The sequence below is a fragment of the Sporocytophaga sp. genome (assembly GCF_017745095.1).
GTDB lineage: Bacteria > Bacteroidota > Bacteroidia > Cytophagales > Cytophagaceae > Sporocytophaga.
Genome location: NZ_JAGHZZ010000006.1, coordinates 147,344 through 171,298, shown reverse-complemented (window position 1 = coordinate 171,298; position 23,955 = coordinate 147,344). Strand labels below are relative to the sequence as shown.

Annotated in this window: 23 protein-coding genes; 8 read left to right on the top strand and 15 right to left on the bottom strand. The window is 35.5% G+C overall.

Annotated features, from left to right (window positions below; genetic code table 11):
• Window position 1: 1 nt before the first annotated feature.
• The 3 genes from pstA to J7604_RS11115 all read right to left on the bottom strand — a co-directional run bounded on the left by pstA (window position 2) and on the right by J7604_RS11115 (window position 3,176).
• Complete coding sequence (gene pstA, locus J7604_RS11125; RefSeq protein ID WP_293895617.1) at window positions 2-850, bottom strand: phosphate ABC transporter permease PstA; 849 nt, start codon at window positions 848-850, stop codon at window positions 2-4.
• A 4-nt stretch (window positions 851-854) separates the two neighbouring features.
• On the bottom strand, window positions 855-1,703 hold the full coding sequence (pstC, locus tag J7604_RS11120; protein WP_293895614.1) for a phosphate ABC transporter permease subunit PstC: 849 nt from the start codon (window positions 1,701-1,703) through the stop codon (window positions 855-857).
• Window positions 1,704-2,252: 549 nt separating this feature from the next.
• A complete protein-coding gene (locus J7604_RS11115) occupies window positions 2,253-3,176 on the bottom strand; it encodes a substrate-binding domain-containing protein (RefSeq protein ID WP_293895611.1) in 924 nt (307 codons plus the stop codon).
• A gap of 750 nt (window positions 3,177-3,926) precedes the next feature.
• Here J7604_RS11115 and J7604_RS11110 point away from each other — a divergent pair.
• Genes J7604_RS11110 through J7604_RS11100 form a run of 3 tightly spaced genes read left to right on the top strand, consistent with a single transcriptional unit; the run spans window position 3,927 to window position 5,208 of the window.
• On the top strand, window positions 3,927-4,265 hold the full coding sequence (locus J7604_RS11110) for a phage holin family protein (protein WP_028982216.1): 339 nt from the start codon (window positions 3,927-3,929) through the stop codon (window positions 4,263-4,265).
• Between the two features lie 3 nt (window positions 4,266-4,268).
• Entirely contained in the window at window positions 4,269-4,910 is a 642-nt protein-coding gene (locus tag J7604_RS11105) for a rhomboid family intramembrane serine protease (protein ID WP_293895606.1), read from the top strand.
• A complete protein-coding gene (locus tag J7604_RS11100) occupies window positions 4,900-5,208 on the top strand; it encodes a hypothetical protein (protein ID WP_293895603.1) in 309 nt (102 codons plus the stop codon). The genes J7604_RS11105 and J7604_RS11100 overlap by 11 nt, the downstream gene beginning before the upstream one ends.
• A 100-nt stretch (window positions 5,209-5,308) precedes the next feature.
• On the opposite strand, the gene J7604_RS11095 is transcribed toward J7604_RS11100, so the two are convergent.
• Window positions 5,309-6,649, bottom strand: coding sequence for a PhoH family protein (locus tag J7604_RS11095; protein ID WP_293895600.1), 1,341 nt, complete (start codon window positions 6,647-6,649; stop codon window positions 5,309-5,311).
• 99 nt (window positions 6,650-6,748) lie between these two features.
• The gene (locus tag J7604_RS11090) at window positions 6,749-7,402 is read right to left on the bottom strand and encodes a bifunctional 2-polyprenyl-6-hydroxyphenol methylase/3-demethylubiquinol 3-O-methyltransferase UbiG (protein ID WP_293895597.1); all 654 of its coding nucleotides are present in this window, start codon (window positions 7,400-7,402) and stop codon (window positions 6,749-6,751) included.
• Window positions 7,403-7,451: 49 nt separating this feature from the next.
• On the opposite strand from J7604_RS11090, the gene J7604_RS11085 reads away from it, so the two are divergent.
• The 3 genes from J7604_RS11085 (at window position 7,452) to J7604_RS11075 (ending at window position 9,733) form a co-directional block, all read left to right on the top strand.
• Entirely contained in the window at window positions 7,452-7,943 is a 492-nt protein-coding gene (locus tag J7604_RS11085) for a YajQ family cyclic di-GMP-binding protein (RefSeq protein ID WP_293895594.1), read from the top strand.
• Between the two features lie 389 nt (window positions 7,944-8,332).
• Window positions 8,333-9,280 (top strand): NAD(P)/FAD-dependent oxidoreductase, encoded by a 948-nt coding sequence (locus J7604_RS11080; RefSeq protein WP_293895591.1) that lies wholly within the window; start codon window positions 8,333-8,335, stop codon window positions 9,278-9,280.
• A gap of 57 nt (window positions 9,281-9,337) precedes the next feature.
• Entirely contained in the window at window positions 9,338-9,733 is a 396-nt protein-coding gene (locus J7604_RS11075) for a hypothetical protein (RefSeq protein ID WP_293895589.1), read from the top strand.
• Window positions 9,734-9,944: 211 nt separating this feature from the next.
• Here J7604_RS11075 and J7604_RS11070 read toward each other — a convergent pair whose 3' ends face one another.
• The 7 genes from J7604_RS11070 to J7604_RS11040 all read right to left on the bottom strand — a co-directional run bounded on the left by J7604_RS11070 (window position 9,945) and on the right by J7604_RS11040 (window position 16,453).
• Window positions 9,945-10,202 (bottom strand): hypothetical protein, encoded by a 258-nt coding sequence (locus J7604_RS11070; protein WP_028982210.1) that lies wholly within the window; start codon window positions 10,200-10,202, stop codon window positions 9,945-9,947.
• Window positions 10,203-10,364: 162 nt separating this feature from the next.
• Entirely contained in the window at window positions 10,365-10,679 is a 315-nt protein-coding gene (gene trxA, locus J7604_RS11065) for a thioredoxin (RefSeq protein WP_293895583.1), read from the bottom strand.
• 70 nt (window positions 10,680-10,749) lie between these two features.
• The gene (locus tag J7604_RS11060) at window positions 10,750-11,940 is read right to left on the bottom strand and encodes an aspartate aminotransferase family protein (RefSeq protein WP_293896073.1); all 1,191 of its coding nucleotides are present in this window, start codon (window positions 11,938-11,940) and stop codon (window positions 10,750-10,752) included.
• Between the two features lie 57 nt (window positions 11,941-11,997).
• The gene (locus J7604_RS11055; RefSeq protein WP_293895580.1) at window positions 11,998-13,365 is read right to left on the bottom strand and encodes a VWA domain-containing protein; all 1,368 of its coding nucleotides are present in this window, start codon (window positions 13,363-13,365) and stop codon (window positions 11,998-12,000) included.
• Window positions 13,366-13,457: 92 nt separating this feature from the next.
• Window positions 13,458-13,907, bottom strand: coding sequence for a thioredoxin-dependent thiol peroxidase (gene bcp / locus J7604_RS11050; RefSeq protein WP_293895577.1), 450 nt, complete (start codon window positions 13,905-13,907; stop codon window positions 13,458-13,460).
• Window positions 13,908-13,959: 52 nt separating this feature from the next.
• Complete coding sequence (locus J7604_RS11045; RefSeq protein ID WP_293895574.1) at window positions 13,960-15,873, bottom strand: M23 family metallopeptidase; 1,914 nt, start codon at window positions 15,871-15,873, stop codon at window positions 13,960-13,962.
• Window positions 15,842-16,453, bottom strand: a complete 612-nt coding sequence (locus J7604_RS11040) for a fumarylacetoacetate hydrolase family protein (RefSeq protein ID WP_293895571.1) — start codon at window positions 16,451-16,453, stop codon at window positions 15,842-15,844. The genes J7604_RS11045 and J7604_RS11040 overlap by 32 nt, the downstream gene beginning before the upstream one ends.
• Window positions 16,454-16,545: 92 nt before the next feature.
• Here J7604_RS11040 and J7604_RS11035 point away from each other — a divergent pair, with 92 nt between their 5' ends.
• Window positions 16,546-17,379, top strand: coding sequence for a M48 family metallopeptidase (locus tag J7604_RS11035; protein WP_293895568.1), 834 nt, complete (start codon window positions 16,546-16,548; stop codon window positions 17,377-17,379).
• Window positions 17,380-17,438: 59 nt separating this feature from the next.
• On the opposite strand, the gene J7604_RS11030 is transcribed toward J7604_RS11035, so the two are convergent.
• The 3 genes from J7604_RS11030 to murC all read right to left on the bottom strand — a co-directional run bounded on the left by J7604_RS11030 (window position 17,439) and on the right by murC (window position 22,206).
• A complete protein-coding gene (locus tag J7604_RS11030) occupies window positions 17,439-19,844 on the bottom strand; it encodes a CAP domain-containing protein (RefSeq protein WP_293895565.1) in 2,406 nt (801 codons plus the stop codon).
• 28 nt (window positions 19,845-19,872) lie between these two features.
• On the bottom strand, window positions 19,873-20,682 hold the full coding sequence (locus J7604_RS11025) for a 3'-5' exonuclease (RefSeq protein WP_037577240.1): 810 nt from the start codon (window positions 20,680-20,682) through the stop codon (window positions 19,873-19,875).
• Between the two features lie 147 nt (window positions 20,683-20,829).
• A complete protein-coding gene (murC, locus tag J7604_RS11020; protein WP_293895562.1) occupies window positions 20,830-22,206 on the bottom strand; it encodes a Mur ligase family protein in 1,377 nt (458 codons plus the stop codon).
• Window positions 22,207-22,369: 163 nt separating this feature from the next.
• On the opposite strand from murC, the gene dnaB reads away from it, so the two are divergent.
• Complete coding sequence (dnaB, locus tag J7604_RS11015; RefSeq protein ID WP_293895559.1) at window positions 22,370-23,947, top strand: replicative DNA helicase; 1,578 nt, start codon at window positions 22,370-22,372, stop codon at window positions 23,945-23,947.
• Window positions 23,948-23,955 lie beyond the last annotated feature (8 nt).

Sequence of the window (23,955 nt, the reverse complement as noted above, 5' to 3'; positions counted from 1 at the left end):
ACTAAACTTTATGTTTAGTGAATTTTTTCGTAGCTATTCGGGATAAAATACTTATTATAAGTATGATTAAGGTAAGCACTAAAGCAGATGCATAGGCTCTGTCTTGGACTTCAGGGATAGGTGTACTCAACTGAAAGAAGATGGCCAGGGGCAGATTTGCGGCGGGTTGCATCAACGAAGTTGGAATTCTATCTGTAAATCCGGAAGTAAATAACACAGAAGCGGCATCGCCGATACTTCTTCCAAAAGAAATTAAAATAGCAGTGAGAATTCCTGGTAATACCTGTTTGCTTACTACCTTCAGAGATGTTTCAAACCTGGTTGCACCAAGTGAATAAGAGGCATCTATCAAACCTTTTGGCACCGTCATTATAACTTCATCCATAGCTCTTATCATTATAGGTATAACCATTAAAGTAAGGGTAAAAATTCCTGCAAGTAATGAAGCTTTTAAACCGACCAATAGCATGATTGCAAATCCGAATGCACCATACACAATTGAAGGAATTCCCCACAAAACATCCAGACAAAGCCTGGTAAAATTTGCAAATCGGGATGTTTTTGTTCTGTAAATATTCAGATAAAGGGCAACAGGTAGACTAATGAATAATCCCAGAATTGTAGAACCTCCGGCTAGATATAATGATCCGACAATAGCATTTAAAATTCCTCCACCTTTTCCAAGGAAGAAACCTCCTTTTGGTGTTTGAGTGACCATTGCCCAGGATAAGGATGGCAAACCTTTTCGAAGTATACTGTAAATAATTAAAAATAGACTGGCTAATACAAGTAAAGTAGATGCCTTCATCAATACTTTAAAAATCCCTTCTTCCACTTTATTAATGTTCATAGTCTTAGGCAATTTTTCTTTCTATATTTTTAAGAATTCTTCTGGATATGAAATTGAAGATCAATACTATAACAAAAAGGATAAAGGATGCCAGCATTAATGCTGAATCGTAAAGAGGGATAGACATCATTTCACCATAATTATTAGCTATTAAAGCTGTAAGGGGATATCCAGGATCTAGAGGGCTGATAGGAATCATAATGACATTCCCAACAACCATTAATAGCGCAAGTGTTTCTCCAAAAGCTCTGGAAAGTCCCAGTACAATAGCAGAAATTACTCCCGGTGCAGCTTTTCTAAGAATTACGAATTTCACAGTTTGCCATTTAGTAGCTCCTACAGAAAGCGAAGCGCTTTTAAGATCTTCCGGGATTGTTTCAAAAACTTCCAGCAGAACGTGAATGATGATAGGAAAAATCATGATGGAAAGGACAATGCCCCCCGTAAGAATGGTATAGCCAGAAGAAGTAGTTCCGAAAGCAGGGGCAATAAAATCCCTAACTAGTGGTACTACTTCAATAATCCCCCAGATACCGAAGATAACTGAAGGAATACCTGCAAGGATATCAATCAAAGGGTTAACAAAGGCTATGATCCTTTTATCAGCATATTCAGAAAGGTATATGGCACTCAGAAGACAAAGTGGTACTGAAATGATAATAGCAACTATAGTTACATAGAGTGTGCTAATAATAAATGGAAGAAGACCAAATTTCATTTTCAAAGGCTGCCATTCTGTGGTAAAAAATAAATGTCCTAATGAAGTTTCTTGTAAAATGGGTATGGACTTGAATATTAGTCCTATTAATATCAAAAACAGAAGGGCTATTGAAAAGTAAGTCAGTCCTTTCATTGCCCAGAAGCTAAGCTTCTCTACCCAGAGCCGCCTATGATATAAATCTATTTTTCCCAAGATATCCCCCTTTGGTAGTGTGGTTTAGTATAACCTTATGAATTAATCTTATTTACCTTTCAGTGGAAATAAAGTTTGTCAGCAAACAAGAATTTTAAATAAATTCATTTTCATACAAATTTATGATGGATGGATTCTCCTACGGAGTTGAGTTGATGTATTTTCGTTGAAAAAGTTCATCTTCCGGAAATGTTAATATGGAAAAGAGGTTAGTTGTATTTTGGTATTTCCCGCTTTAGATGTTTTCTCCAAAATGTTATCTGAAGATTTGACGCGACATAAATCACATAATTTTGAGTCATTCAAAATGCAAAATTAAAATTGAGCAAGATGGATAATTGAGCTAAACTAAAGTTTTGGGAAGGGGAGAGTTCCTGAAACTCATTGGTGGCAGGTGCTACCTTGAATTAATATAAGGTGCCTTATATTCTTCTTTAAGAATTTCGGGAAAAAGAACTTTTTATCCGAGGAGAATAGATACTTATTGACTTACTTTAATTTTTTAATTTCTGCATCAAGTTGATCTTTGGATAGATTTACATATCCTGCTTCTTTCACAAATTTCTGTCCGTCCGTCAGTACCCAGTTTAAGAAGGTTTTAATTGTTTCTGATGTAGGTTCACCTTTAGTTACAAAATATAGTGGACGGGCAGGAGGATGAGGAAAAACTCCTTTGGCTATTCCTTCCATAAGTTCACTTAGAGTACCGTAAAAATTCTCTTCCGGACTAATTCTACCATTTCCATCAATGTCGATTGGAATGACTTGGATGCCTGGAAATGGTTTGTTTGTTTTGAGATCATATACATATGCGATGTTATTAAATCCAATTGCAAACTTGTCTTGTTTCACAACTTGAGCAAGACCTGGGTCTCCGAACACTCCAACACCTTTTAAGTCCTCCTGTTTTTTACCAAGATATTTGGCCCAGGTTTCGGGTGCGCCTGCAGCATCCGAACGGGTATAGACTTTGATAGGATCCTTGGATGTTGTCCCTAATGCATCTCCCCATGTTTTTAATTTTTCCGTGATCCAAATATCTTGAAAATTTTCTTTTGTCATTCCTTTTTTTTGTACTTCAGCGAGATTTGGATTTTTGTCATTAATGGTTGGAATTACTGCATCTATAGTGACTGCAATTCCGAAAGCTCCTCTCTCAAGTTCCACTGGATTAATTTCTCTGGAGACCATTCCTAAATCTACATTCCCTGAAATGACATCAGCCATTCCTTTTCCAGCTCCTCCTGCGGTAATGTCTATTTTCACCTCAGGATGAATTTTATTATATTCTTCAGCCCATTTTATAGCAAGAGGGTACAAGGCAAAGGCCCCTGAAATAGTTATATTATTTTCATCGTCTCCACAAGATGAAAAAAGCGTAACAATGAGTAAAAATAAAACGACCCTCTTCATAGATTATAAATTTATAAAAATTGAATAATGAAATTAGTGAATGCTGGAATCAATTCCAATTAGGATTTTCAGCTTCCTCTTTCTTTAATAGATAAGTTATTTTTTTGTTCAGGTTCAACTCATCTTACCTGATTTCCTTATCTTGTTTTTCTTTAAAAAGTTATTTTACAGTTTAATTATGTAAATAGACTAAAATAGCAAAATAAAGATGTTTGTTACAATTGTAAAGTATTTACGTTGTACTTTTTTATTTATATTTTGATATTATTTATTTTTGTAAATAAAATCCATTTTATGGCAAATAAATTGAGAGTTTACAATTATAAATAGCCTGAAATTTACATTAAACCTATTGCTAATAATATTAGTATTTTTAAAATTTTAAATAATAATTATTTTATAATCAGTTTACAAGTGTGATTATTTTTAACTTTTACTTTAAATATGCTACGAGTTATAAATTGCACTCCTTAGAAGTTTCGGTTGAGGTTTAATAAGGAAATTAATAAGGGTAATATTGTAGTATTTAGTTTTATTTATTAGAAAAGTTACATATTTATAAATGTAAATTGTATTAGATTACATTTGTTTTGTTCTAAAGTTTATAAATGTAAATAGCTTGCTTTGATATTTAATTAATGAAAAAATACAATTGTTGATTGGGGTACTTTTTGCTAAGTTTAACAATGAGGAATTTGAAAGTGTTCATTGAATAAGTACGATATTGCCTACAATCAAAAAGAACCAGAGATGAAGTATATATTCAAACTTTTAATTTCAGCAGCTATAATTCTTGGAGCAGCATTTCTGTTACCAGGAATTTTGATTAAGAGTTTTGGAGTTGCATTGTTGGTAATGTTCGTTCTGTCTATCTTAAATGTGATCCTTCGTCCTGTTTTAATCCTATTAACAATACCGGTAACCATCCTTACTTTAGGTTTATTTTTGTTGGTAATTAATGCCGTGATAATTCTATTGACAGATTGGATGATTGATGGGTTTGAGGTCAGAAATTTCTGGTGGGCGCTTTTGTTTAGTTTGATAGTGTCGTTGGTCAATTATATAGCGGACCTCATAATCGGGGATTAATTCATGGAAGTTGAAAGAAGAAGTTTTTATCAGAGTTTTCTGTTTCCTTTTATTTACTTAATGGTACTTTGGGGAGTGAAGGTGTTTGAACTCAGATATGGTTATGATCTGAGTAGATTTGGTATTTTTCCAAGAACGTTTATGGGGTTGACAGGGGTGTTTTTTGCTCCCCTAATACATGGAGATTTCAATCATTTAATATCAAATTCATTTCCCTTGCTCATTTTGGGAATGGCAATGTTCTTCTTTTACCGGACTATTGCTTTTGAAATTTTCCTCTGGATTTATTTCCTTCCAAATATCTGGGTATGGATTTCTGCAGTAGGTCAGGGGTATCATATTGGATCTAGTGGTATCATTTATGGTGCGGTAAGCTTCCTTTTCTTCAGTGGAATTTTCCGTAAAAATCAAAAATCGATGATCCTTGCCTTGATTATTATATTCATCTATGGTAGTTTGGTTTGGGGAATTTTTCCCTTTACCCGAGGTGTTTCCTGGGAAACTCACTTCTTCGGTAGCTTATCAGGTGGACTGGCAGCCTATTTTTACAGAAAAACAGGAGAGGAATATTTGAAAAGTAAAGAGAAGGAACCAGAAGCCCCTGGTAATGATTCTTTAATTGGGGAAGAACATAATGAAAGTTAAAATCAAAGAAAACTCTTATATAGCGAAAATGGCAGCCTGGTATATGGGTTCCAAAAATATAGCTATTGTGTTCGGTAAAACCATTCATTTGCATGGTGTTAACAGAAAGGAGTTTATGTCAGTGGAGCAATGGGTGAACCATGAACTCGTGCATGTGAGACAGTTTCAGCGCTATGGTTTTTTTACGTTTTTGGCCATCTATGCAATAGAAAGCATGAGAAAGGGGTATTATAATAATAGGTTTGAAGTGGAGGCAAGAATAGGGGAAACAACCGGAGAAAAAATAACCATTCATTAAAAGTTTAATGAATGGTTATGAAAATTCGATTAGTAAAGTTGTCGAATAACTCGTACTTCAATTCTATTTTGCGGACAACATCTTACTAATTAATTGGGGATTAAAGCATCTCGTTTGCAAGATTTGCCAGCTCTGAACGCTCACCTTTTTCCAAGGTTACGTGGGCATATAATTTATGATTTCTCAACCTGTCAATCAGGAATGACAATCCATTACTTTGAGAGTCCAGATAAGGAGTATCTATCTGATAAATATCCCCCGTGAAAATAATTTTAGTGTTTTCTCCAGCTCTTGAAATGATGGTTTTTACTTCATGCGGGGTCAGGTTCTGAGCTTCGTCTACAATAAAACATATATTCGAAAGACTTCTTCCTCTGATATAGGCCAAAGGTGTAATGACCAGCTTTTCTTTATTTACCATTTCGGTAATTCTCTGATAATCACTGTCGGTCTCGTTGAACTGATTTTGAATAAACTTCAGGTTGTCAAACAGAGGTTCCATATATGGATTCAATTTGCTTTTAATATCTCCCGGAAGGTATCCAATATCTTTGTTGCTTAGTGGCACAATCGGTCTTGCAAGGTAAATCTGTTTGAAGTTTTTCCTTTGTTCCAGTGTTGCAGCAAGTGCAAGAAGCGTCTTTCCTGTACCAGCTACTCCTTGCATAGAAACAAGCTTGATATCCGGATTCATGATTGCATGAATGGCAAAAGTTTGTTCTGCGTTTCTTGGCTTTATGCCATAAACAGTCTTTTTCTCTACATGCTCAATGCGATCCTCGGATGCATTGTAATACCCTAGAACTGAGTTCTTCTCACTTTTTAAAATGTAATAATGGTTTTGAATCAGCTGTTGCTTAGGTATTATTGAACTTGGGATTGATCCTTTTTCATAGATCTGATTGATATCTTCATAAGGAACATTTTCAATATATGTTCTTCCTGTATAGAGACTGTCGACATCTTTGATCTTTCCAGTTGAATAATCTTCTGCAGGCAAATTCAGTGACTTGGCTTTCAACCGCAGGTTTATGTCTTTGGTAACAAGAACAACTTTTGCGTCTTTAGCCTCATGCTGTAGATTCAGAGCAGCATTCAGTATTCTGTGATCGGCTTTGTTATCATTAAAAACTCTTTCTGCATCAAGAGTAGCTTTGCTGGTGGTGTTCATTACCACCTTAAAGCGGCCTTTGTTGCTCCCCGGAAGCTGAATCCAGTCCTGCAGCATATAAGTTCCGGAAAGGTCATCCAGAAATCTGATAAACTCTCTGGCTTCAAAGTTAATAATGTCGTTGCCTTTCTTGAAATTGTCAAGCTCCTCCAAAACAGTTATGGGAATCGCTATATCATGTTCCTGAAAATTTTTGACTGCATTGTGGTCATACAGTATGACTGAAGTATCCAGCACAAAAATCTTTTTATCTTTTTTCGCTTTAGCCATTTTAGAAGACGATTAAAAATGAATATTAAATGTACCTCTGAAATATAAGAGATATAGATATAAAACTTTATTTTATTCCTATTATTATTTAAAATATGTTTACGACCTTTTTTTAAAAATGGCTGAATAAAATAGCTCTTTCAGATAGCCTTTTTCATATACTACATTAAAACCAGATTGAAGTATTTCTGTTCGCAGGTCAATGAGAGTTTTGCCGCTGATAGCTGTTGTATTTCTGAAGAAGAAGTATAACATCTTAATATAAATGTTATTCATGAAGGTTTTGAAGGTTTTACCTCTGCTAATCTGAAGATCGGTAAAATAAAATAAACCTTCTTCAGATAGCTTGTTATGTATTAACCTGATCCAGGCTTTTACTTCATCAGGACTAAAAAGGTCCAGAAAAAAATTAGTTACTATAAGATCAAATTTTTCATCTTCAGTAATTCTGTCCAAGCTACCTCTTCTGAACTCTACATTACATTTTTGATTTAAATCTTTGATTTTGTTGGATGCTTGAGAAAGCATTTTTTCAGAGATGTCCAGATACACAATGCGTGTAACCTTGCCAGAAATAATAAGTGATCTTAAAAAAGTTCCAGTACCTCCCCCAATAATCAAGCAACTTTTTTTCTGGGGAAGGAGAGGAATTAATTCATTCTGACTTTTTATAAAACCTCTTCCGGGAGGAATTAAAAGTAGATAATCATAAATTGCAGCAAGTCGGTTAAAACCTTTTCTTTGTCTTTCCAATTTTAATTTGACCAAAACCCGATTAAATTTACATTTTAATTTTATTTCTATGCCATCTTTCGATATCGTAAGTAAAGTTGATCCGCAAACATTGGACAATGCTATCAATGTTGCTAAAAAAGAAATTCTGAACAGATATGATTTCAGAGACTCCAAAAGTACCATTGAGCTTGATAAAAAAGAAAATGTTATTAATCTGGTAAGTGAAAACTCAATGCGTATCAATGCAATGATTGATGCCATACTGACTCGTATGGTAAAGCAGGGTATTGATGGTAAGTCGTTAGATATGAGTGAGGAAGAATATGCTTCAGGAAGCATGATCAAAAAGAACCTTAAAGTAAGAACGGGTCTTGATAAAGAAGTATCTAAAAAGGTGGTAAAGCTCATCAAAGACTCTAAAGCAAAAGTAACACCTGCTATCATGGATGACATGGTCAGGGTCACAGGTAAAAAAATAGATGATTTGCAAGAAATAATAGGACTGCTAAGAAGAGAAGACCTGGGCATTCCACTGCAATTTACGAACATGAAATCTTAACGAGGCTTTAGTCGATCATATATAAAAGAGGTCAGGTCAATAAACTTTTAAGATAAGTGGTCTGGCTTCTTTTTATTTTTGACTTTTCTGACTTTTCTGAATGAAATTCTTTTAACAGTATTATATCTGAGTAGTCTTATTTTTTTGAATTGAAATTTTTAAAGTTTATAAATTCAGATTTCTGTTTCTGGTTTATTTTAATCTTTCATCCCAATTGTCTCAGTTATACCTTGATGTTCATTAAAGCTCACCATTTTGATTTGTATTTTTCAAGTTTTAAGATCAGAATTTTTCAGTGATTGACCTATCGCTTAAGTGTTTTTGCATTCCCGATAACATTAAAAGAAAAGTGCTTGTTGTAATAGTAGATTGTTAATAAGCGCGCAGAGATGAAAGTACCAAGTTCAAAATTGTATGATGTAATAATTATAGGGGGAGGGCCAGCAGGCTTAAATGCTGCATTGTTATTGGCCAGATGTTTAAGAAAGGTACTTTTATTCGATTCCGGAAAACCAAGGAATTATAAGAGTCAAGCCCTACACGGATTTATCTCAAGAGACGGAATAAATCCTTTGGAATTGCTTCGTATTGCAAAGGAAGAGCTTAATAACTATGATGTTGCTTTTGAAGAGGGCAGAATAGTAAAAGCTGATTTTTTCGAAAATGATGCATTTGAAGTAACCGATGAGGAAGGGAAAAAATTCTATTCTAGAAAAATTTTGCTTGCAACAGGCATTGTAGATCAACTGCCACCAATAGCTGGCATAGATCGCTTATATGGAAGAAGTGTTCACCATTGCCCATATTGCGATGGCTGGGAAGTGCGGTTGAAACCAATTGCGGTAGTTGGAGGAAATGGAAAATCAGGTTTGGGATTAGCCGTATCACTAACCAATTGGTCAGATGATATCGTTCTTTGTACTAATGGTAAGTTTGTAAGCAGAGATGAGATGGAGTGGATGGACATGAAAGAAATAAGAGTAGAAACCAGAAAGATTGCAAGACTAGAAGGTAGGGCCGGGCAACTGGAAAAAATTATTTTCGAGGATGGAGATTCACTGGAACGCTTTGCCTTGTTCTTCAGCAGTGATAAATTTCAACGATCAGACCTGGCAGTGCAACTGGGATGTAGATTTACGGACAATGGACTTATTTATACTGACAAATATCTTCAAACTTCTGTCAAAGGAATATTTGCAGCAGGTGATGCTGCTAAAGATATGCAGCTTGCAGTTATAGCAGCAGCAGAAGGAGCGAAAGCTGCTTTAGTGATTAATAAACTATTACAGAAAGAAGAAAAGAAATTTCACAGAGCTAAATTGTTAAGACCGATGTAGTAAAAACAATTTTTTCCAAGTTGGGTTAACTTAATAAATTTTTATAAATATTCTATTATGATAGTATTGTTGTTCGTATTTATCGCATTTACCGTGATACTGGGCATTATGTTATATGCCAATGTCAGAGCAAATAAACCAAGGCAAAACTTTGTGGTTGCTCTTCATGGAATTTTAGCCGGAGCAACGCTGTGCACACTTACTTTTGTAGGTGCAGACTATATCGGACAAGGCAATGTATTGTTTAATTTTTCCTATATGCTGTTCTGGATTGGTGGCATTCTGGGGGTGTTCATGCTCATGAAAGATAAGCTCTTTACTAAGGGTATTCCAACTTGGCTTGCAGGTTATCCTGCCGGAAAAGGGGGAATACCAAAATTCCTACCATTAGTGCATGCAGGAATTCAAATTGTAGCTGTTATTTTGCTCGTTTTGTTTGTAATAGGAAAATAATAACATTCATCAAACTATATAATTATAAAAGCCAGAGGTTATTAAAATATAATCTCTGGCTTTTTTTGTCACCTTTTGTTTATTTCTCCTCTTTTAAATTATATTAAGATGACTACGCTCTAATAGAGAAGAATTAGGATGAAGTCCGATTTAGGAATTCATAAAAAAAGCGAAGATCTTCTTCGCTTTGTACTTTGCTAGCATCTTATTTTTAGCTATTCATCAAAGAAAGCACCTTTCTTTTATGAATATTAAAAAAAGATTCCCAGTCGCTGAGTAGACATTGGTTAAAATTTATACTATGGTTTTCCAACTCACTTCTAAATTCTTCCCAGCTCAAGTTGTACCAACCACTTATTCTTTCATTGAATTTACTTATCCCAAAGTCAATGTATAATACTTTGTAAAATTGGGTCAATGCAAGAGCGAGCTCTGTGTTATTTATTTCATTCACTAATTCTATCTCCATCGTTTTTTTCTTTACTCAACCATTACTGTTAAAACCTGCTGACATGCAGCATTGTTTTGATAATGAAAATTTTTAATTTGAGTTATAAAGAGAAATGCTTATAATATCATTAAAGACCCATTGGTAATTGGCTCACTTTGTTCCAATGAATCTTTTAAATCTTTAAAGATTAATAGTGAGCATTCTTAATAGTTCAGGTTTTGGTATAAGGCCAGACTGTCTCCATTTTATCTGTCCTTTATGAAATAATATTAATGTAGGAATACCTGAAATTTTATAAGCTGTGGAAACAGCAGGATTCTTTTCAACATCTACTTTAATAACTTTAATTTTTTCAGACATTTCATCAGCAATCTCTGCAATCATAGGGGCCATTGCCTGACATGGACCGCACCAGTCCGCATAAAAGTCAACTAATACAGGTTTATCTGAATTGCTTATTAAATCTGCAAAATTAAGTTTAGTCTTTGTTTCCATAAATCAATTTGTTTCCTCTTATTAATTCAACAGTATCAAATATGATTTGTTTCCAGTGCCCTGGTATTCGTTAGTCCTTTTGAATCTCATCCATTGTTTCCAGTATAAGGTTACAAGAAACTTTTATTTCTTCTTCATTAATTACCAATGGTGGCGCTATTCTCATAGCATTATCGCAAAAAAGGAACCAATCAGTGAGTACACCCTTCATGATTGCTTTATCAATGGTCTTTTTAAGAATTTCAAAAGATTCCATCTCAACGGCCATCATCAGTCCTTTATGTCTCACGGAATGGATCAAAGGATGCTGCAGTAGTTTAATAAAGAGTTTTTCTTTTTCAGAGACCTGTTCCGACAGCTTTTCTTCCTGTACTATATTTACTGTTGCCAAGGCGGCAGCACAAGATACTGGGTGGCCTCCGAAAGTAGTAATATGCCCCAATACCGGATTTAATGACAGTTCTTTCATTAGTTCTTTAGGGGCTATAAAGGCACCTATAGGCATACCACCTCCCATACCTTTGGCGCAAACCACTATGTCCGGGATTATGTCAAAATTTTCAAATCCCCAAAAAGTACCTGTCCGACCGAAGCCGGCTTGTATTTCATCAACAATGAGAAGAGTTCCCGTTTCACTACAACGAACACGTAGTTTTTTAAGAAAGTTATTTTCAGGGACTCTCACACCTGCTTCGCCCTGAATACTTTCTACTATTACAGCAGAGGTATTGGTGGTAATGAATTCAAGATCTTCTTCCTTATTATAATTAAGATGTCTTATTCCTGGCATCAATGGTCGAAATGCTTGCTTAAAGTATTCATTACCATTTAATGCCAGCGAACCTGTAGTGCTTCCGTGATAAGCATTTTTAAAAGATATAATTTCATATCTTCCTGTAACTCTTTTCGCTAGTTTAATGGCTCCTTCAACAGCTTCGCTTCCGGAGTTTACAAAATAGACATTGTCTAATCCGGGAGGGAGGGTTTTAACCAAAGCTTCGGCAAGTTTTACTTGGGGAGATTGAATAAATTCTCCATATACCATAAGATGTAGGTATTTGTCAAGTTGGTCCTTAACAGCCTGAATGACTTTTGGGTGCCTGTGTCCAACATTGCTCACACCTATCCCGGAGATTAGGTCGATATATGCTTTTCCGTTTTTATCAAACATCTTGACACCTTCTGCTTTTTCAATTTCCAGCATCAAAGGGGCATCAGAGGTCTGAGCAAGATATTGAAGAAATAAATGCCTTTGTGAAATCATGCTTAAATTTACTAAGCATAAGGTTAAAATAATAATGAAGTTAAAGTAGGGGTATTATTTGTTATTGTACAATCTTAGAGTGGTAGTAGCTCCGGAGCGTATAGAAAAGTTTTGAACGTCTGTAAAGTTTGCCCCATTACTTTTTTTTGTTCTGAAGATAAGTTTGTAATTGCCAGGCTGCATGGTAAGCATGGTTCTGCTGGTTTCATTCTCCAGATTATGAATGAGGACCTGTTCTCCATTAGGTTTTATTTCGTAAATACTGCCATAGCCAACCAATTGGTCAATGATGTTTAATGAACCAGGCTGAACAATATCTAGAACTGTTGTTTCGCTTTGTTTGATTTTAACATCGTTAAAAATTGTTCTTGGCAATGTAAGCACTTCAATGTCATAGGTCCCAACGAGGTACTTTTCTTTAATGCCGGCATTCTGAATGTTTAACGTTTCGGATTTTTTTGCTTCTCTTACTACAGCTTTGAGTGTTTTGTATTCTTTTGAATTTTCCTTTATATATAAAGAGCCCTGTGGTGCTTTAATAGTAATAATATTTTCTTTACCTCCTATAAGGCCTATATTTTTTTTCTCCACCTTAGGGATGGTGTTTACGACGAGATCATAAGTGAGAATAGCATCTACCTTAAGTTTATCTGGTTCACCTTTGGCATCAAGATAATGTACAAAATCATAAACGGGCTCCTGAGTTACGGAATTAAAAAAGGTAATATTTACATTAGTCTCTGTTGGCTTATTGTCGCTATCCAGAATTTTTACTCGCACAGATGTTTCTGATAATGTCTGATGCAGGATCAGATTCATCATGTTTTTGAATTTATTCTCATTAATAGCATTAAAGTATTGGCCCATACATTCAAATGCTTTATCCCAGCTTACATCGTTTCCTATCCCTATAATAAACGGTTTAAGAAAGATCTTTCTTTTTTGCAGTTCTCTGGAAAGATCGCAGGGGTCGCCTCCGCACGATTCAATGCCGTCTGTAAGTAGTATGATTACATTTCTGGAATTTTTATCTATGGGAAAATCAGAAGCTGCTTCTTTAAGACTGTGAGCAATAAGTGTAGTACCTTTAGGCTCAATGTTTTTAATTCTCAACTTTATTGCTTCATGATTTCCAGGGCGGAATGGGACTTCCAGTTTTGTATCCTTGCAGTTATTATATCTTTTGTCCCATTCATGGCCATACACTCTAAGGCCAATCTCCAGATAGGGAATATTTTTAAGAGAATCTACCAGTTCGCAAAGCGTTTTTTTAGCTACTGTCATTCTGGTGCTCCGTTCCCATTTGTCAGACATACTGCCAGAAGCGTCCAGTATGAATAGTATACGGGTAACAGGGGGAGTTTTTTCTACTTTGGTCTGACAAAAAGTTTGCTGAACGTAAAGTAGAAATACTACTAGCAAATAGATGTAATTTTTATACTTCACCTTTTATCTAAATAAAAAAGGAGCAGTTCTCTACTCCTTTCTTAAAAACCCTATAAAAGGCTCATTGTTTATTTTAATATCTGTTCAGTATGGTTTTCTGTCGTTACTTTGGAGATAATTTCTTCAATTACACCATTTTCATCTATTACAAAAGTAGTCCTGACAGTGCCCATATAAGTTTTACCAAAAGTGGTTTTTTCCTGCCATACTCCATATTGTTCATTGATGATTTTATCAGGATCTGCAATCAACGTAAAGGGCAAATTGTATTTCTTAATAAATTTCTGATGCGATTTTTCATCATCGCTGCTTACACCTAATACCACATAGTTGGCTTTAAGGAGAGCTTCATAATTATCTCTCAGGTTGCAGGCCTGAGCTGTGCAACCAGGTGTATCATCCTTAGGATAAAAATAAAGGACAACTTTCTTCCCTTTATAATCAGATAGCTTCACTACTTTTCCATCTTGATCCTTGCCTTCGAATAGGGGAGCTTTGTCTCCTGTATTTAATGTCATAGAAGTTTGATAATTTTTTGAAGCATCAATATCTTAAAACAAATACCCTAAATCAAGGAATATTGGTCGAAAATGTACTGATGTTTCCTGCTTGATCTTTTACTTCTAATTTAAATGCCCCTTTGAGAGGCACCGTTTTATCATATCTTTCAGACCACAATAGATTTCTCTTGTGGTCATAGTTCATCAAAATCCATTCGTCATTTAATGTAGCCCTAAACGAATCGATTCCTGATTTATAATCCCCAATTGAAAATTTTATACAATTGCCAGATACTCCCAAACATTTAATTGTAGGCTTGATTGAATCTTCTACAATTACAAACTTTCCAAAGCTCTTTGTCTTAAATGCAATAGTGTTTTCATTCCAGCATCCTTTTTCATGCTGTTGGCCACGCATCTTGTTTTTTATATTTACATAAGAACATCCTCTGTCTATTGCTTCGGGATGGGCTGCTTCATATGAAACATCTATCCCGTTGAAAAGAGGTGTAGAATAGTGTCCCAGTATAAATGATTCTTTACCCTCAAATGTAGTATCAATATTAGTTTGCAGATAAAGTGTATCAAATATGGCATCAGCTGGAATTTTCACCGTCATATTACCTTTTCTTATTGTCTTTTCTTGTCCTGGAGGAATGCATGCAATGAAATTAAAGTTGAGATTTTTATTATCTAAGACTACAGAATCAGGTAAACCTTTTCTCAGATCATATAGATAAATAGCTTGTCCGTTTTTAAAGTAATCTGGAGTAAGGGTAAATAAGCCCTTTGAGCTATAAAGCTTTGCAGATGCATTGTTACTTGCTTTACCTCTTATTTTTAAGACATTTTCCGAAACTTCGAAATCGCATGTTGCTTTTGAATTTGGAACAATTGCTCCTTTGGTAGGCTCAGTTGATTGAATATTGAATGCAAGTTTTGAAATATTATCATAACTATCTTCAATCTCAATTTCTATTTTATGGTTCTGACCATCTGTAAGATTAAGAAGACCTTTCCCCAGACTTCTGTTGTATGTACTAAGCTTATCGCCATCACTGATATAACATTTCTGAAACTTAACACCTCTTTCAAGAAGCGCTTCATAGTCCATGTGAACATTGATATACCTGTTTTCATGAAAACCGAAAGTAGACAGATCATGGTCAAATATTATTTTTCCATCAGCGTATACTCTTATGTATTTAACACCATATGAGTTTGCTGTTCCATTCATTTTGTCAAATACCTTAACTTGAAGACCAACATTTCCCCAGGCGTTAATTTTTGTAGGAATAGTATAATTAGTCCCAACTTTTGTTGCTTTAAATTCAAACCTCCCGAATTCCTGGTTTACTCTTGATTTGTCATCAGTGGCAATGAGCGCTATTTTATCAAAAGAAGGAGCAATGTTGTCTTTCAGCTCTGTGAACTTAAAGTCTAAAGGGTTGAGAAGGTTTTCTTTCACGTCTCTGATTTCATAGTGAAGATGAGGACCTCCCGAACTACCTGAATTTCCTGATAAAGCGATGATGTCACCCTTTTTAATAGGAAGCTTACCTTCTGTCGGATTGAAGTCTACCTCAAATTGCTGATTCTCATATTGGTACTGGCGTACAAAGTCACCTATTTCTTTATTAAATTTATCCAAGTGGGCATAAACTGTGACCAGACCATTGGGGTGAGTGATATAGACGGTATTTCCATATCCGAAAGAAGAGACTTTTAATCTGGATACATATCCATCGGCAGATGCATAAACAGGAAGCCCGATTCTCATATCAGTCTTTACATCAAGTCCACCATGAAAGTGGTTAGGACGTAATTCCCCCATATTTCCAGCAAGAAAATTTTGTTGACCTGGTTTTATCGGAAACAAGAAGTAGCCGACGGGAACTTGTGTTTGAGAAAAAGAGGTAAGAGGTAAAATAACCAATAAATATTTTATCAGCTTATTTAACTTCGAAATCAATAAATTTTTCATTTTCAATAAAACCTTCTAATCTGTCGCCAATCTTAACAGGGCCAACTCCAGCAGGAGTACCAGTGAAGATGATGTCTCCCTGTTTTAATGTTATGAATTTTGATATATAACTTATAATTGCATCAAAATTATGTATCATTTGTCCGGAATTTCCAGACTGTTTTAGTTCTCCGTTTTTTACTAGTGAAAAGCTGAGGTTATTCAGATCTTTAAAATTTGTTTTCTGAACAAATTCAGAGATGGGAGCACTTCCATTAAAACCTTTGGCAAGAGTCCATGGTAAGCCTCCAGCTTTAGCTTTATCCTGGATATCTCGGGCAGTAAAGTCAATTCCAAGGCCAATTTCCTGATAATACTTATGAGCAAACCTCTCTTCAATATTCTTCCCTTCTTTTGAAATCTTAATTACTAACTCAACTTCAAAATGGATGTTATTGCTGAAGTCAGGATAATAAAACGGAGAATTATTTCGGAGTAATGCAGTGTCGGGCTTTAAAAATATTACAGGCGCTTCAGGCTGCTCATTTTTTAGTTCCTTAATATGATCTGCATAGTTTCTCCCTATAGCAAGAATTTTCATATAAAATTTTGGCGCAAAAATAGCATAAAATCTCAATGCAAGTATGTTGAAAACAATACTTTTCCCTAAATGGTTTCTAATATAGGACCAAAATGGAGATGAGATTGATGAAGATGTTAAACAAAGGGAAGTTGATACTATTGTCATTGGCCATAGCCATAGGCTGCAGCAAGGTTCCCGTGACAGGAAGGAAACAGTTGGATATTGTTCCTAATTCGCAGGTGCTTGCCCTTGCAAAGTCAGAATATAATGAGTTTTTAAGAACCAATAAGGTCGTTAACAATACTTCACAGGCAGAAGAAGTAGAAAGGGTAGGACGGAATATAGCGAATGCTGTGGAGGTTTATCTGAAAAGGGAAAAACAGACTAAACTGCTTGAAGGATATAATTGGCAGTTTAACTTGGTGGAAGATCAACAGGTCAATGCCTGGTGTATGCCTGGAGGGAAGGTTGTGGTTTTTACTGGTATTATGCCAATCGCTCAATCTGAAGCAGGGCTTGCAACAGTAATGGGACATGAGATTGCACACGCCGTTGCAAGGCATGGTAATGAAAGGATGAGCCAGGGGTTAACTGCTCAGCTTGGAGGTGTTGCATTGGATGTTGCTTTGAGTAGTAAGCCAAATGAAACCAGGAATTTGTTTATGGCAGCGTATGGAGTTGGAGCAAATGTGGGAATTTTACTTCCCTACAGCCGCTTGCAGGAATCAGAAGCGGACCGTATAGGATTGATATTTATGTCAATGGCTGGTTATGATCCGACAGAAGCTATAAACTTTTGGGAAAGGATGGAAAAAGCTAGCCAGGGAGGGCAACCACCAGAATTCCTTTCTACTCACCCAAGTCATAAGACTAGAATTGAGGAACTGAAAAAACAACTTCCGGAAGCGCTTAAATATTATAACCAAAGCGTCAGTAAAAGATAAACTGTATAAATGCAGAAAGCTTCCATCTGGAAGCTTTCTGCATTTATTTATTAAATATTTTATTGTTTTAAATTACAAGCCTTGCAAAAATATACTTTTAGCTCTTCTTCTTTAAATAGCATAAAATTAATTTTATCATTACCGAAAAGACTACAGAACCTTTGTGCATTCATATCTTTAGCTTTAAGAAAGTAAGATTCAAATTCCTTTTTTTCAAAAAGATCTGGTCTTGTAATTGCAATAGCCAGAAAGTTAAATAACATATCTTCCGAATATTCACCTTTTTGCATAATTGGAAATAAAATTTCCAGCGCCCATGCTGGGCGACCGTTTTCTGCAAAAAACTTTGCTACAGTAAGCAAATCGTCTGAATTTAACTCAGTTGTTTTATAGTATTTTTTAACCAGATTAATAGCGTCGTCTCTATATTTAAATTTTTTATTGGTAAGGAAATAAGGGGATATAAGAATCTGAAAGTTCAGGTATAATTTATTTACCAGTTTCTTATCAATCTTTGTATTGTAAAGGGCTTTTATATTTTTCATAAAGCCTTCAGGTGACTGAAGGAATGCTGAGTCTGCAGCCCAGGCTTTTAAAGTGAGATCGCAGATATTGTATTTGATAAATACATTGGTCGGGTCTAATGCCGAGGCCTGATTTAACTCTCCTATATAATCAAATTTCTGACCAAGTTCCTGCCTGAATAGGATCTGGTTGTTGATCAATTGGGCAAATTCTTTTGTCTTAGGAGGATTCAATGAAGTTAGTAAGTCTGCTGAAAGCTCTTTATTACTAATAGCATCAAATATAGCTGTCTGGAGCGTTGTGGCTACAGCAACATCTTTTTTAGCTAATGCATTCTGGTAATGAATAGCCAGGGAATCTTTATTCCTTGTTAAGTCTATCCGTTCAACAATTTTAAGGAATAGGATAGCTTTGCGTTCCCTTGCAAGAAGAAATTCCATTGCTTTGGAAAGACTGTCTTTCTGGAGTGCTTCTTTTATTTTTTCTTTACTTAATGTCGTAAGATAATTGAACGGGGTATTTTTAACATCACGGTAGAACTGGTCCCAGTTTTCCTGAGCTTTAATGACACGTTTTATGGTATCATTAAGCTGAAAAGATTGCAATACTTGGATGATACTTTCAGCCCTGCTTTTCTGCAATTCCTGATTTCTTTCAGCGCTACCTTCAATAGATGAATAAGCAAGTACAACAACCTCAGTGATATTGAATTTATTTAAATGGAGGGAATCATAAAAAGGTCTGATGTCTTGTTCTGAATAAACAGACTTATCTTTTTCAAATGGTATAGTAAATTTTAAATTCTTCTTTTTGGTGATCTCTGATTTCAAAAGGGTGTCAACGAAAACCTCCGTAGAAATAATAGATCTGCTGGAAGGAAGCCTGGGATAATCCACATAATAGGTGCAGAGGTGATTGTCTTTAATGACCATCAGATTGCAAACATATTCATCGTTTTTTAATTCCCCTGGAATATCGCCGAGGTAGGCATACAAGGCATTTGAGGAAGCTTTTGAGTTGGATTTTAAAATGTCTTTTAAAGAAACCGGAACAAGCATAATACCATCAAAAGCAAATGATCTGTGTACAATATTTCCGCTGGAACAAGGAAATTGACTTCTGAGAACAATATCTACAGAAAAAGAAAACTCACCTTCTGTTTCCGGAAATGTTTTGTTGAAAAGTCCCAGATCACTAAAGGAATAATAAACCTTTCCATTTTCTACGACGATCTTATTTTCTATATAATCCGGAATTTTATTGAAATCACCTACACATTTTCCGCACACCACTTCATTTGAAGGTTCTATGCCGAAAGCATTTTCAATATTTATTTTTTTTGAAGGATAAAATGTCTTTTTGTCTTTGGTCCTAATAGAGGAGGGGAAGTTATAGGCCATAGGTCCAAAAACCTGAGCTATATAAATACATTTCTTTTCAGGAATAATTCCTATTCCTATTCCTGTGGCAGAAAATTCACGGTTTAAAACGTTTACCGAATTACTTGAAGTATTCAGACTAGACCTTACAAATGCTAATGCGGCACTTTCGTAGGTATTTATTTTGATTGGTTCTTTCTCTTTATAAACAGTAAACGGACGGTCGGTATAAATAACGTCAACATTTTCAGCTACTTTCTCATGAGTGCCTTTAAAGCTTTCAACCCTTTGTTCAACTGTAGCCATATTAGGATTATCCTGATTATGGACTAGATTGTCTACTTTCTTGATGTGTTTAGCCTGGTTATTGGCTGCAGCTGTAAGTATCGAGTCTTTGACAAAAGGGGAGAGACCCAGAGAATCACGTACCTCATTAAGTTTGAAGTAGATTTTCTGTGTTAGAAGCTTATCGTCAAAATTATTAAAATCAATCGGTGTTTGAGCAAATAGTCCTCTGAAAGAAAGTAATAATATTAAAAATGAAAAAGTGATCAGTCTCATATTTTACCTCAAACCTTAAATGCTTTTACTAAACTTTGTGATTAAATTTTCTAAGTTTTATTTCTGTAAGTTTCTTCTTAGTGCTTAAAGCAAAGTCTCCTTTCATCATCCAATCGTAGTATGATGGATCCTTTTGCAATACATCTGTAACCTTCATGTTCTTATATTTACCGAAGTTGAATACTTCTTCACCTTTGTCGTTAAGAACCATTCGGCCGGCTAGATCTACAAATTGGGAAGCTGTGAGGTCATGCAAAGCATTCATATCGTTTTTAACAGGAATGAATTCTTTGCCATCTCCGTCTTTAATTGTGCAGCCTTCGTATTTTAAAATCTGAGCTTTAAGAACTTCGAAGGTGGCAATGGTATCGGCTTCAGCACTATGAGCTCCCTCAAGATCTTTATTGCAATAGTACTTATATGCGGCAGAAAGGTTACGTGGTTCCATTAAATGATAGATTCTTTGTGCATCTACCATTTTTCTGTTGGTAATATCGAAATCAACTCCAGCTCTTAAAAACTCTTCTACGAGCACAGGAACATCAAAACGAAGAATATTAAACCCTGCAAGGTCACAGCCCTGAAGCATTGAGGCAAACTGAGCTGCCACACTTTTAAAGGTAGGTTTATCTTTTACATCTTCATCATAAATACCATGAATGAGACTGGATTCCAGAGGTATTGGTATTGTGGGGTTTATTCTGGTGGTTTTAATGATTTGCTCATTATTGGGCATTACCTTTAGTACTGATATTTCGACAATTCTGTCGTTGGTAATGTTTGTGCCTGTTGTCTCCAGGTCAAAAAAAGCGAGAGGTTTTTTTAGATTTAGCCCCATTGATGTTTTACTGAAAATTGATAACTGGTTCTGATTTTCCACAGTGCAAACTGAAGTTAATAATTCCTCTTTCAGTAAATAACCATGTTAAATATTTGACTAAAATAATAAAGCAATTGAAAGTTTCCAATTGCTTTATTATTAAAATTATTGCTGTACTATCTCTTTGGCAAGTTTCTTCAGATCAAAGCCTCCAAAGTTTCCTGAGCTCATGAGTAAGAGGTTTTTACCTTTCCAATTGGTGTTTAAGATAAACTCTTTTAATGATTGATTTTCAGTAAATACTTTTAATTTTTCACTATTAAAAGCTTTTATTACGTCTTCAGGTAAAATCGGATCAAGCTTTTTATGCTCAAGTGTTTGAGGATTAAAATATACCACCGGCAAGTCTGCCGACTTAAAAGTATCTTTGTATTGTTCTAGAAATTCCTTATTTAAAGAACTGAAAGTGTGTAATTCAAGGATAGCTACCAGTTCATTGTCAGGAAATTGTTTTTTTACAGCTGCAGTTGTAGCCTTTAGCTTTGAGGGGGCGTGAGCAAAGTCTTTGAATACAGTAGTATCATTTGTTTTCTCAAGCACTTCCAATCTATTCGCTGCACCTTTAAAACTTTGAATAGCTTCATAGAACATATCGTCTGTTATTCCAAGTTTTGAAAGCACTGTTTTAGCACCGCTCAGATTGCGCATATTATGCTTCCCGAAAACCTGTACAGGAATTTTTTTATTATGATCAAGCAAATAAGTCTGTCCATTAATAATATCATGCTTATGAGCAGAGTATGCTATTCCTTGCACGTCTTCTCTTTCTTTTCTGCAGATTACAGAAACAAGATCATCGTTTTCACAGAAAATTAAGGTGGCTCCTTTAGGTGAAGAATCTGCAAAAAGATCGAATTGTTTTACGTATTCATCAAATGTAGGATATACATTAATGTGATCCCATGCTATTCCACTCATTAAGCCTATATGATGATGGTAATGAAGGAATTTAGGTGTTTTATCTATTGGTGAAGACAAATATTCATCACCTTCAATGATAATAATAGGAGCATCCTCAGTTAATTTTACCATTAGGTCAAATCCTTCTATTTCAGCTCCAACCAGATAGTCGAATTTTCTGTTAAAGTGCTTCAGAACATGAAGAATCATGGAAGTAATGGTGGTTTTGCCATGGCTTCCTGCTACTACTATTCTCTGTTTGTCTATAGATTGCTGATAGACATATTCAGGATAGGAATAGATTTTTAATCCAAGTTCCTGAGCTTTTATCAATTCGGGGTTGTCCTTTCTGGCGTGCATGCCAAGAATGACAGCATCTAATTCTGTCGAAATTTTTTCAGGAAACCAACCAATTTTTTCAGGAAGAATTCCTGCTTTTTCAAGTCTGGCTCTGGAAGGTTCAAAAATTTCATCATCTGATCCTGTTACTATTAAACCTTTTTGATGCAAAGCGAGTGCGAGATTATGCATTGCACTGCCTCCGATTGCAATAAAATGGACTTTTTGCCTTTTGGGGTTCATCAATTCCTATTTTGGGACTGCAAAATTAAAATAAATTAAGAGAGCAACAAACAGTTGCATAGAATATGACTTTTCCTGTGAATAACTATGAGGATAATTTAATGGAAAATAAAACAGTTCTATCCCTGAAGTTTTACTGACTTATTATATTTTTGTTAACAATATGGAGTCAGAAAAATCGGTAAGAAAATCTTCAGGTAAGAGTAAGTTAGCACAAACTGGTCTAATTCAGTCATTAGGGAAAATGCCACCACAAGCATCGGAACTTGAACAGGCTGTGTTAGGCGCATTAATGATTGAAAAGGAAGCCTTAACTATTGTAATAGATATTTTAAAGCCGGAAAGTTTTTATCATGAAAAACATCAGAAGATTTACGCCTGTATATTGGAACTTTTCGATGAATCTGAGCCGGTTGATATTTTAACAGTTACCCAAAAGCTGAGGACAAAGGGGGAACTGGAATTTGCGGGAGGGGCATACTATGTTACAGAGCTAACTACCAGAGTCAGCTCCGCTGCCAATATTGAAACCCATGCCCGTATTATTTCTGAACAGGCTATCAAAAGAGAGCTTATTTCTATAGCTTCTGAAATTCAAAGAGAAGCTTTTGAAGATACTACGGATGTTTTTGAATTGTTAAATAGAACGGAACAATCTCTTTATCAGGTTTCAGAAGCGAATATCAGAAAAAATTATGCTGAAATGAGGGCCATTTTGAGAGAAGCTCTAGATGAACTTGTTTCAAGAAGAAACCAGGAAAATGCACTTACCGGAGTACCAAGTGGATTCACTGAACTTGATAGAATTACTTCAGGTTGGCAAAGGAGTGACCTTATAATTCTGGCGGCCCGTCCAGGTATGGGTAAAACTGCATTCGTTGTATCAGCGATGAGAAATGCTGCAGTTGATTTTAAAAAAGGTGTTGCAATTTTTTCTCTTGAGATGTCTGCTGTTCAATTGGTGAACAGGTTGATTTCTGCAGAAGCAGAACTTGATAGTGAAAAAATCAAAAAAGGCAATCTGGAAGAATACGAGTGGCAACAGTTGCACCACAAAATCAGAAAACTGGATTCTGCTCCTATATTTATAGATGATACTCCAGGTCTTTCAATTAGAGAGCTTCGTACAAAATGTCGAAGGTTGAAAGCAAAGAATGATATTCAAATGGTTATCATAGATTACCTTCAGCTAATGACTGCGGAGGGTGGAAAAGGTGGACCGGGAAACAGAGAGCAGGAAATTTCTCAGATATCAAGAGCCTTAAAGAACCTGGCAAAGGAAATAAATGTGCCGGTTATCGCGCTGTCTCAGCTAAGCCGGGCCGTGGAAACCAGAGGGGGAGATAAGAAGCCTCAGCTATCAGATTTAAGGGAATCAGGAGCTATTGAGCAGGATGCCGATATGGTAGTCTTTCTTTATCGTCCTGAATACTACAAGATTGATGAAGATGAGATGGGGAATTCATTAAAAGGTATGGGTGAGGTAATTATCGCCAAGCACAGAAATGGTAGTCTTGATAGCGTTTTCCTCAAGTTTATTGGGAAATACACTAAATTTGCCGATCTTGAAAAATCTTCATTCGGAGGTGGAGGTGGCGGAGGTGCCAGTCCTATCGAAGATAACTACAATCCTAATAATTTTGATACCGGAGGAGCGAAGACTTTCAGTAGTAAAATTAATGACTTCGGAAAACAAAATAGTCAGGAAGGTGGTAATGACGATGATTCGGTTCCTTTTTAATAAATAAA

What these genes read in the sequence shown, in the direction of transcription:
- J7604_RS11035 (WP_293895568.1), top strand. Translation starts at nt 16,546, where the DNA reads ATGGAGATGAGATTGATGAAGATGTTAAACAAAGGGAAGTTGATACTA.
- J7604_RS11030 (WP_293895565.1), bottom strand. Translation starts at nt 19,844, where the DNA reads ATGAGACTGATCACTTTTTCATTTTTAATATTATTACTTTCTTTCAGA.
- dnaB (WP_293895559.1), top strand. Translation starts at nt 22,370, where the DNA reads ATGGAGTCAGAAAAATCGGTAAGAAAATCTTCAGGTAAGAGTAAGTTA.
- J7604_RS11095 (WP_293895600.1), bottom strand. Translation starts at nt 6,649, where the DNA reads ATGGCTAAAGCGAAAAAAGATAAAAAGATTTTTGTGCTGGATACTTCA.
- J7604_RS11080 (WP_293895591.1), top strand. Translation starts at nt 8,333, where the DNA reads ATGAAAGTACCAAGTTCAAAATTGTATGATGTAATAATTATAGGGGGA.
- J7604_RS11100 (WP_293895603.1), top strand. Translation starts at nt 4,900, where the DNA reads ATGAAAGTTAAAATCAAAGAAAACTCTTATATAGCGAAAATGGCAGCC.
- J7604_RS11040 (WP_293895571.1), bottom strand. Translation starts at nt 16,453, where the DNA reads ATGAAAATTCTTGCTATAGGGAGAAACTATGCAGATCATATTAAGGAA.
- J7604_RS11075 (WP_293895589.1), top strand. Translation starts at nt 9,338, where the DNA reads ATGATAGTATTGTTGTTCGTATTTATCGCATTTACCGTGATACTGGGC.
- J7604_RS11045 (WP_293895574.1), bottom strand. Translation starts at nt 15,873, where the DNA reads ATGAAAAATTTATTGATTTCGAAGTTAAATAAGCTGATAAAATATTTA.
- bcp (WP_293895577.1), bottom strand. Translation starts at nt 13,907, where the DNA reads ATGACATTAAATACAGGAGACAAAGCTCCCCTATTCGAAGGCAAGGAT.
- J7604_RS11025 (WP_037577240.1), bottom strand. Translation starts at nt 20,682, where the DNA reads ATGGGGCTAAATCTAAAAAAACCTCTCGCTTTTTTTGACCTGGAGACA.
- J7604_RS11085 (WP_293895594.1), top strand. Translation starts at nt 7,452, where the DNA reads ATGCCATCTTTCGATATCGTAAGTAAAGTTGATCCGCAAACATTGGAC.
- murC (WP_293895562.1), bottom strand. Translation starts at nt 22,206, where the DNA reads ATGAACCCCAAAAGGCAAAAAGTCCATTTTATTGCAATCGGAGGCAGT.
- pstA (WP_293895617.1), bottom strand. Translation starts at nt 850, where the DNA reads ATGAACATTAATAAAGTGGAAGAAGGGATTTTTAAAGTATTGATGAAG.
- J7604_RS11070 (WP_028982210.1), bottom strand. Translation starts at nt 10,202, where the DNA reads ATGGAGATAGAATTAGTGAATGAAATAAATAACACAGAGCTCGCTCTT.
- J7604_RS11110 (WP_028982216.1), top strand. Translation starts at nt 3,927, where the DNA reads ATGAAGTATATATTCAAACTTTTAATTTCAGCAGCTATAATTCTTGGA.
- trxA (WP_293895583.1), bottom strand. Translation starts at nt 10,679, where the DNA reads ATGGAAACAAAGACTAAACTTAATTTTGCAGATTTAATAAGCAATTCA.
- J7604_RS11105 (WP_293895606.1), top strand. Translation starts at nt 4,269, where the DNA reads ATGGAAGTTGAAAGAAGAAGTTTTTATCAGAGTTTTCTGTTTCCTTTT.
- pstC (WP_293895614.1), bottom strand. Translation starts at nt 1,703, where the DNA reads ATGAAAGGACTGACTTACTTTTCAATAGCCCTTCTGTTTTTGATATTA.
- J7604_RS11115 (WP_293895611.1), bottom strand. Translation starts at nt 3,176, where the DNA reads ATGAAGAGGGTCGTTTTATTTTTACTCATTGTTACGCTTTTTTCATCT.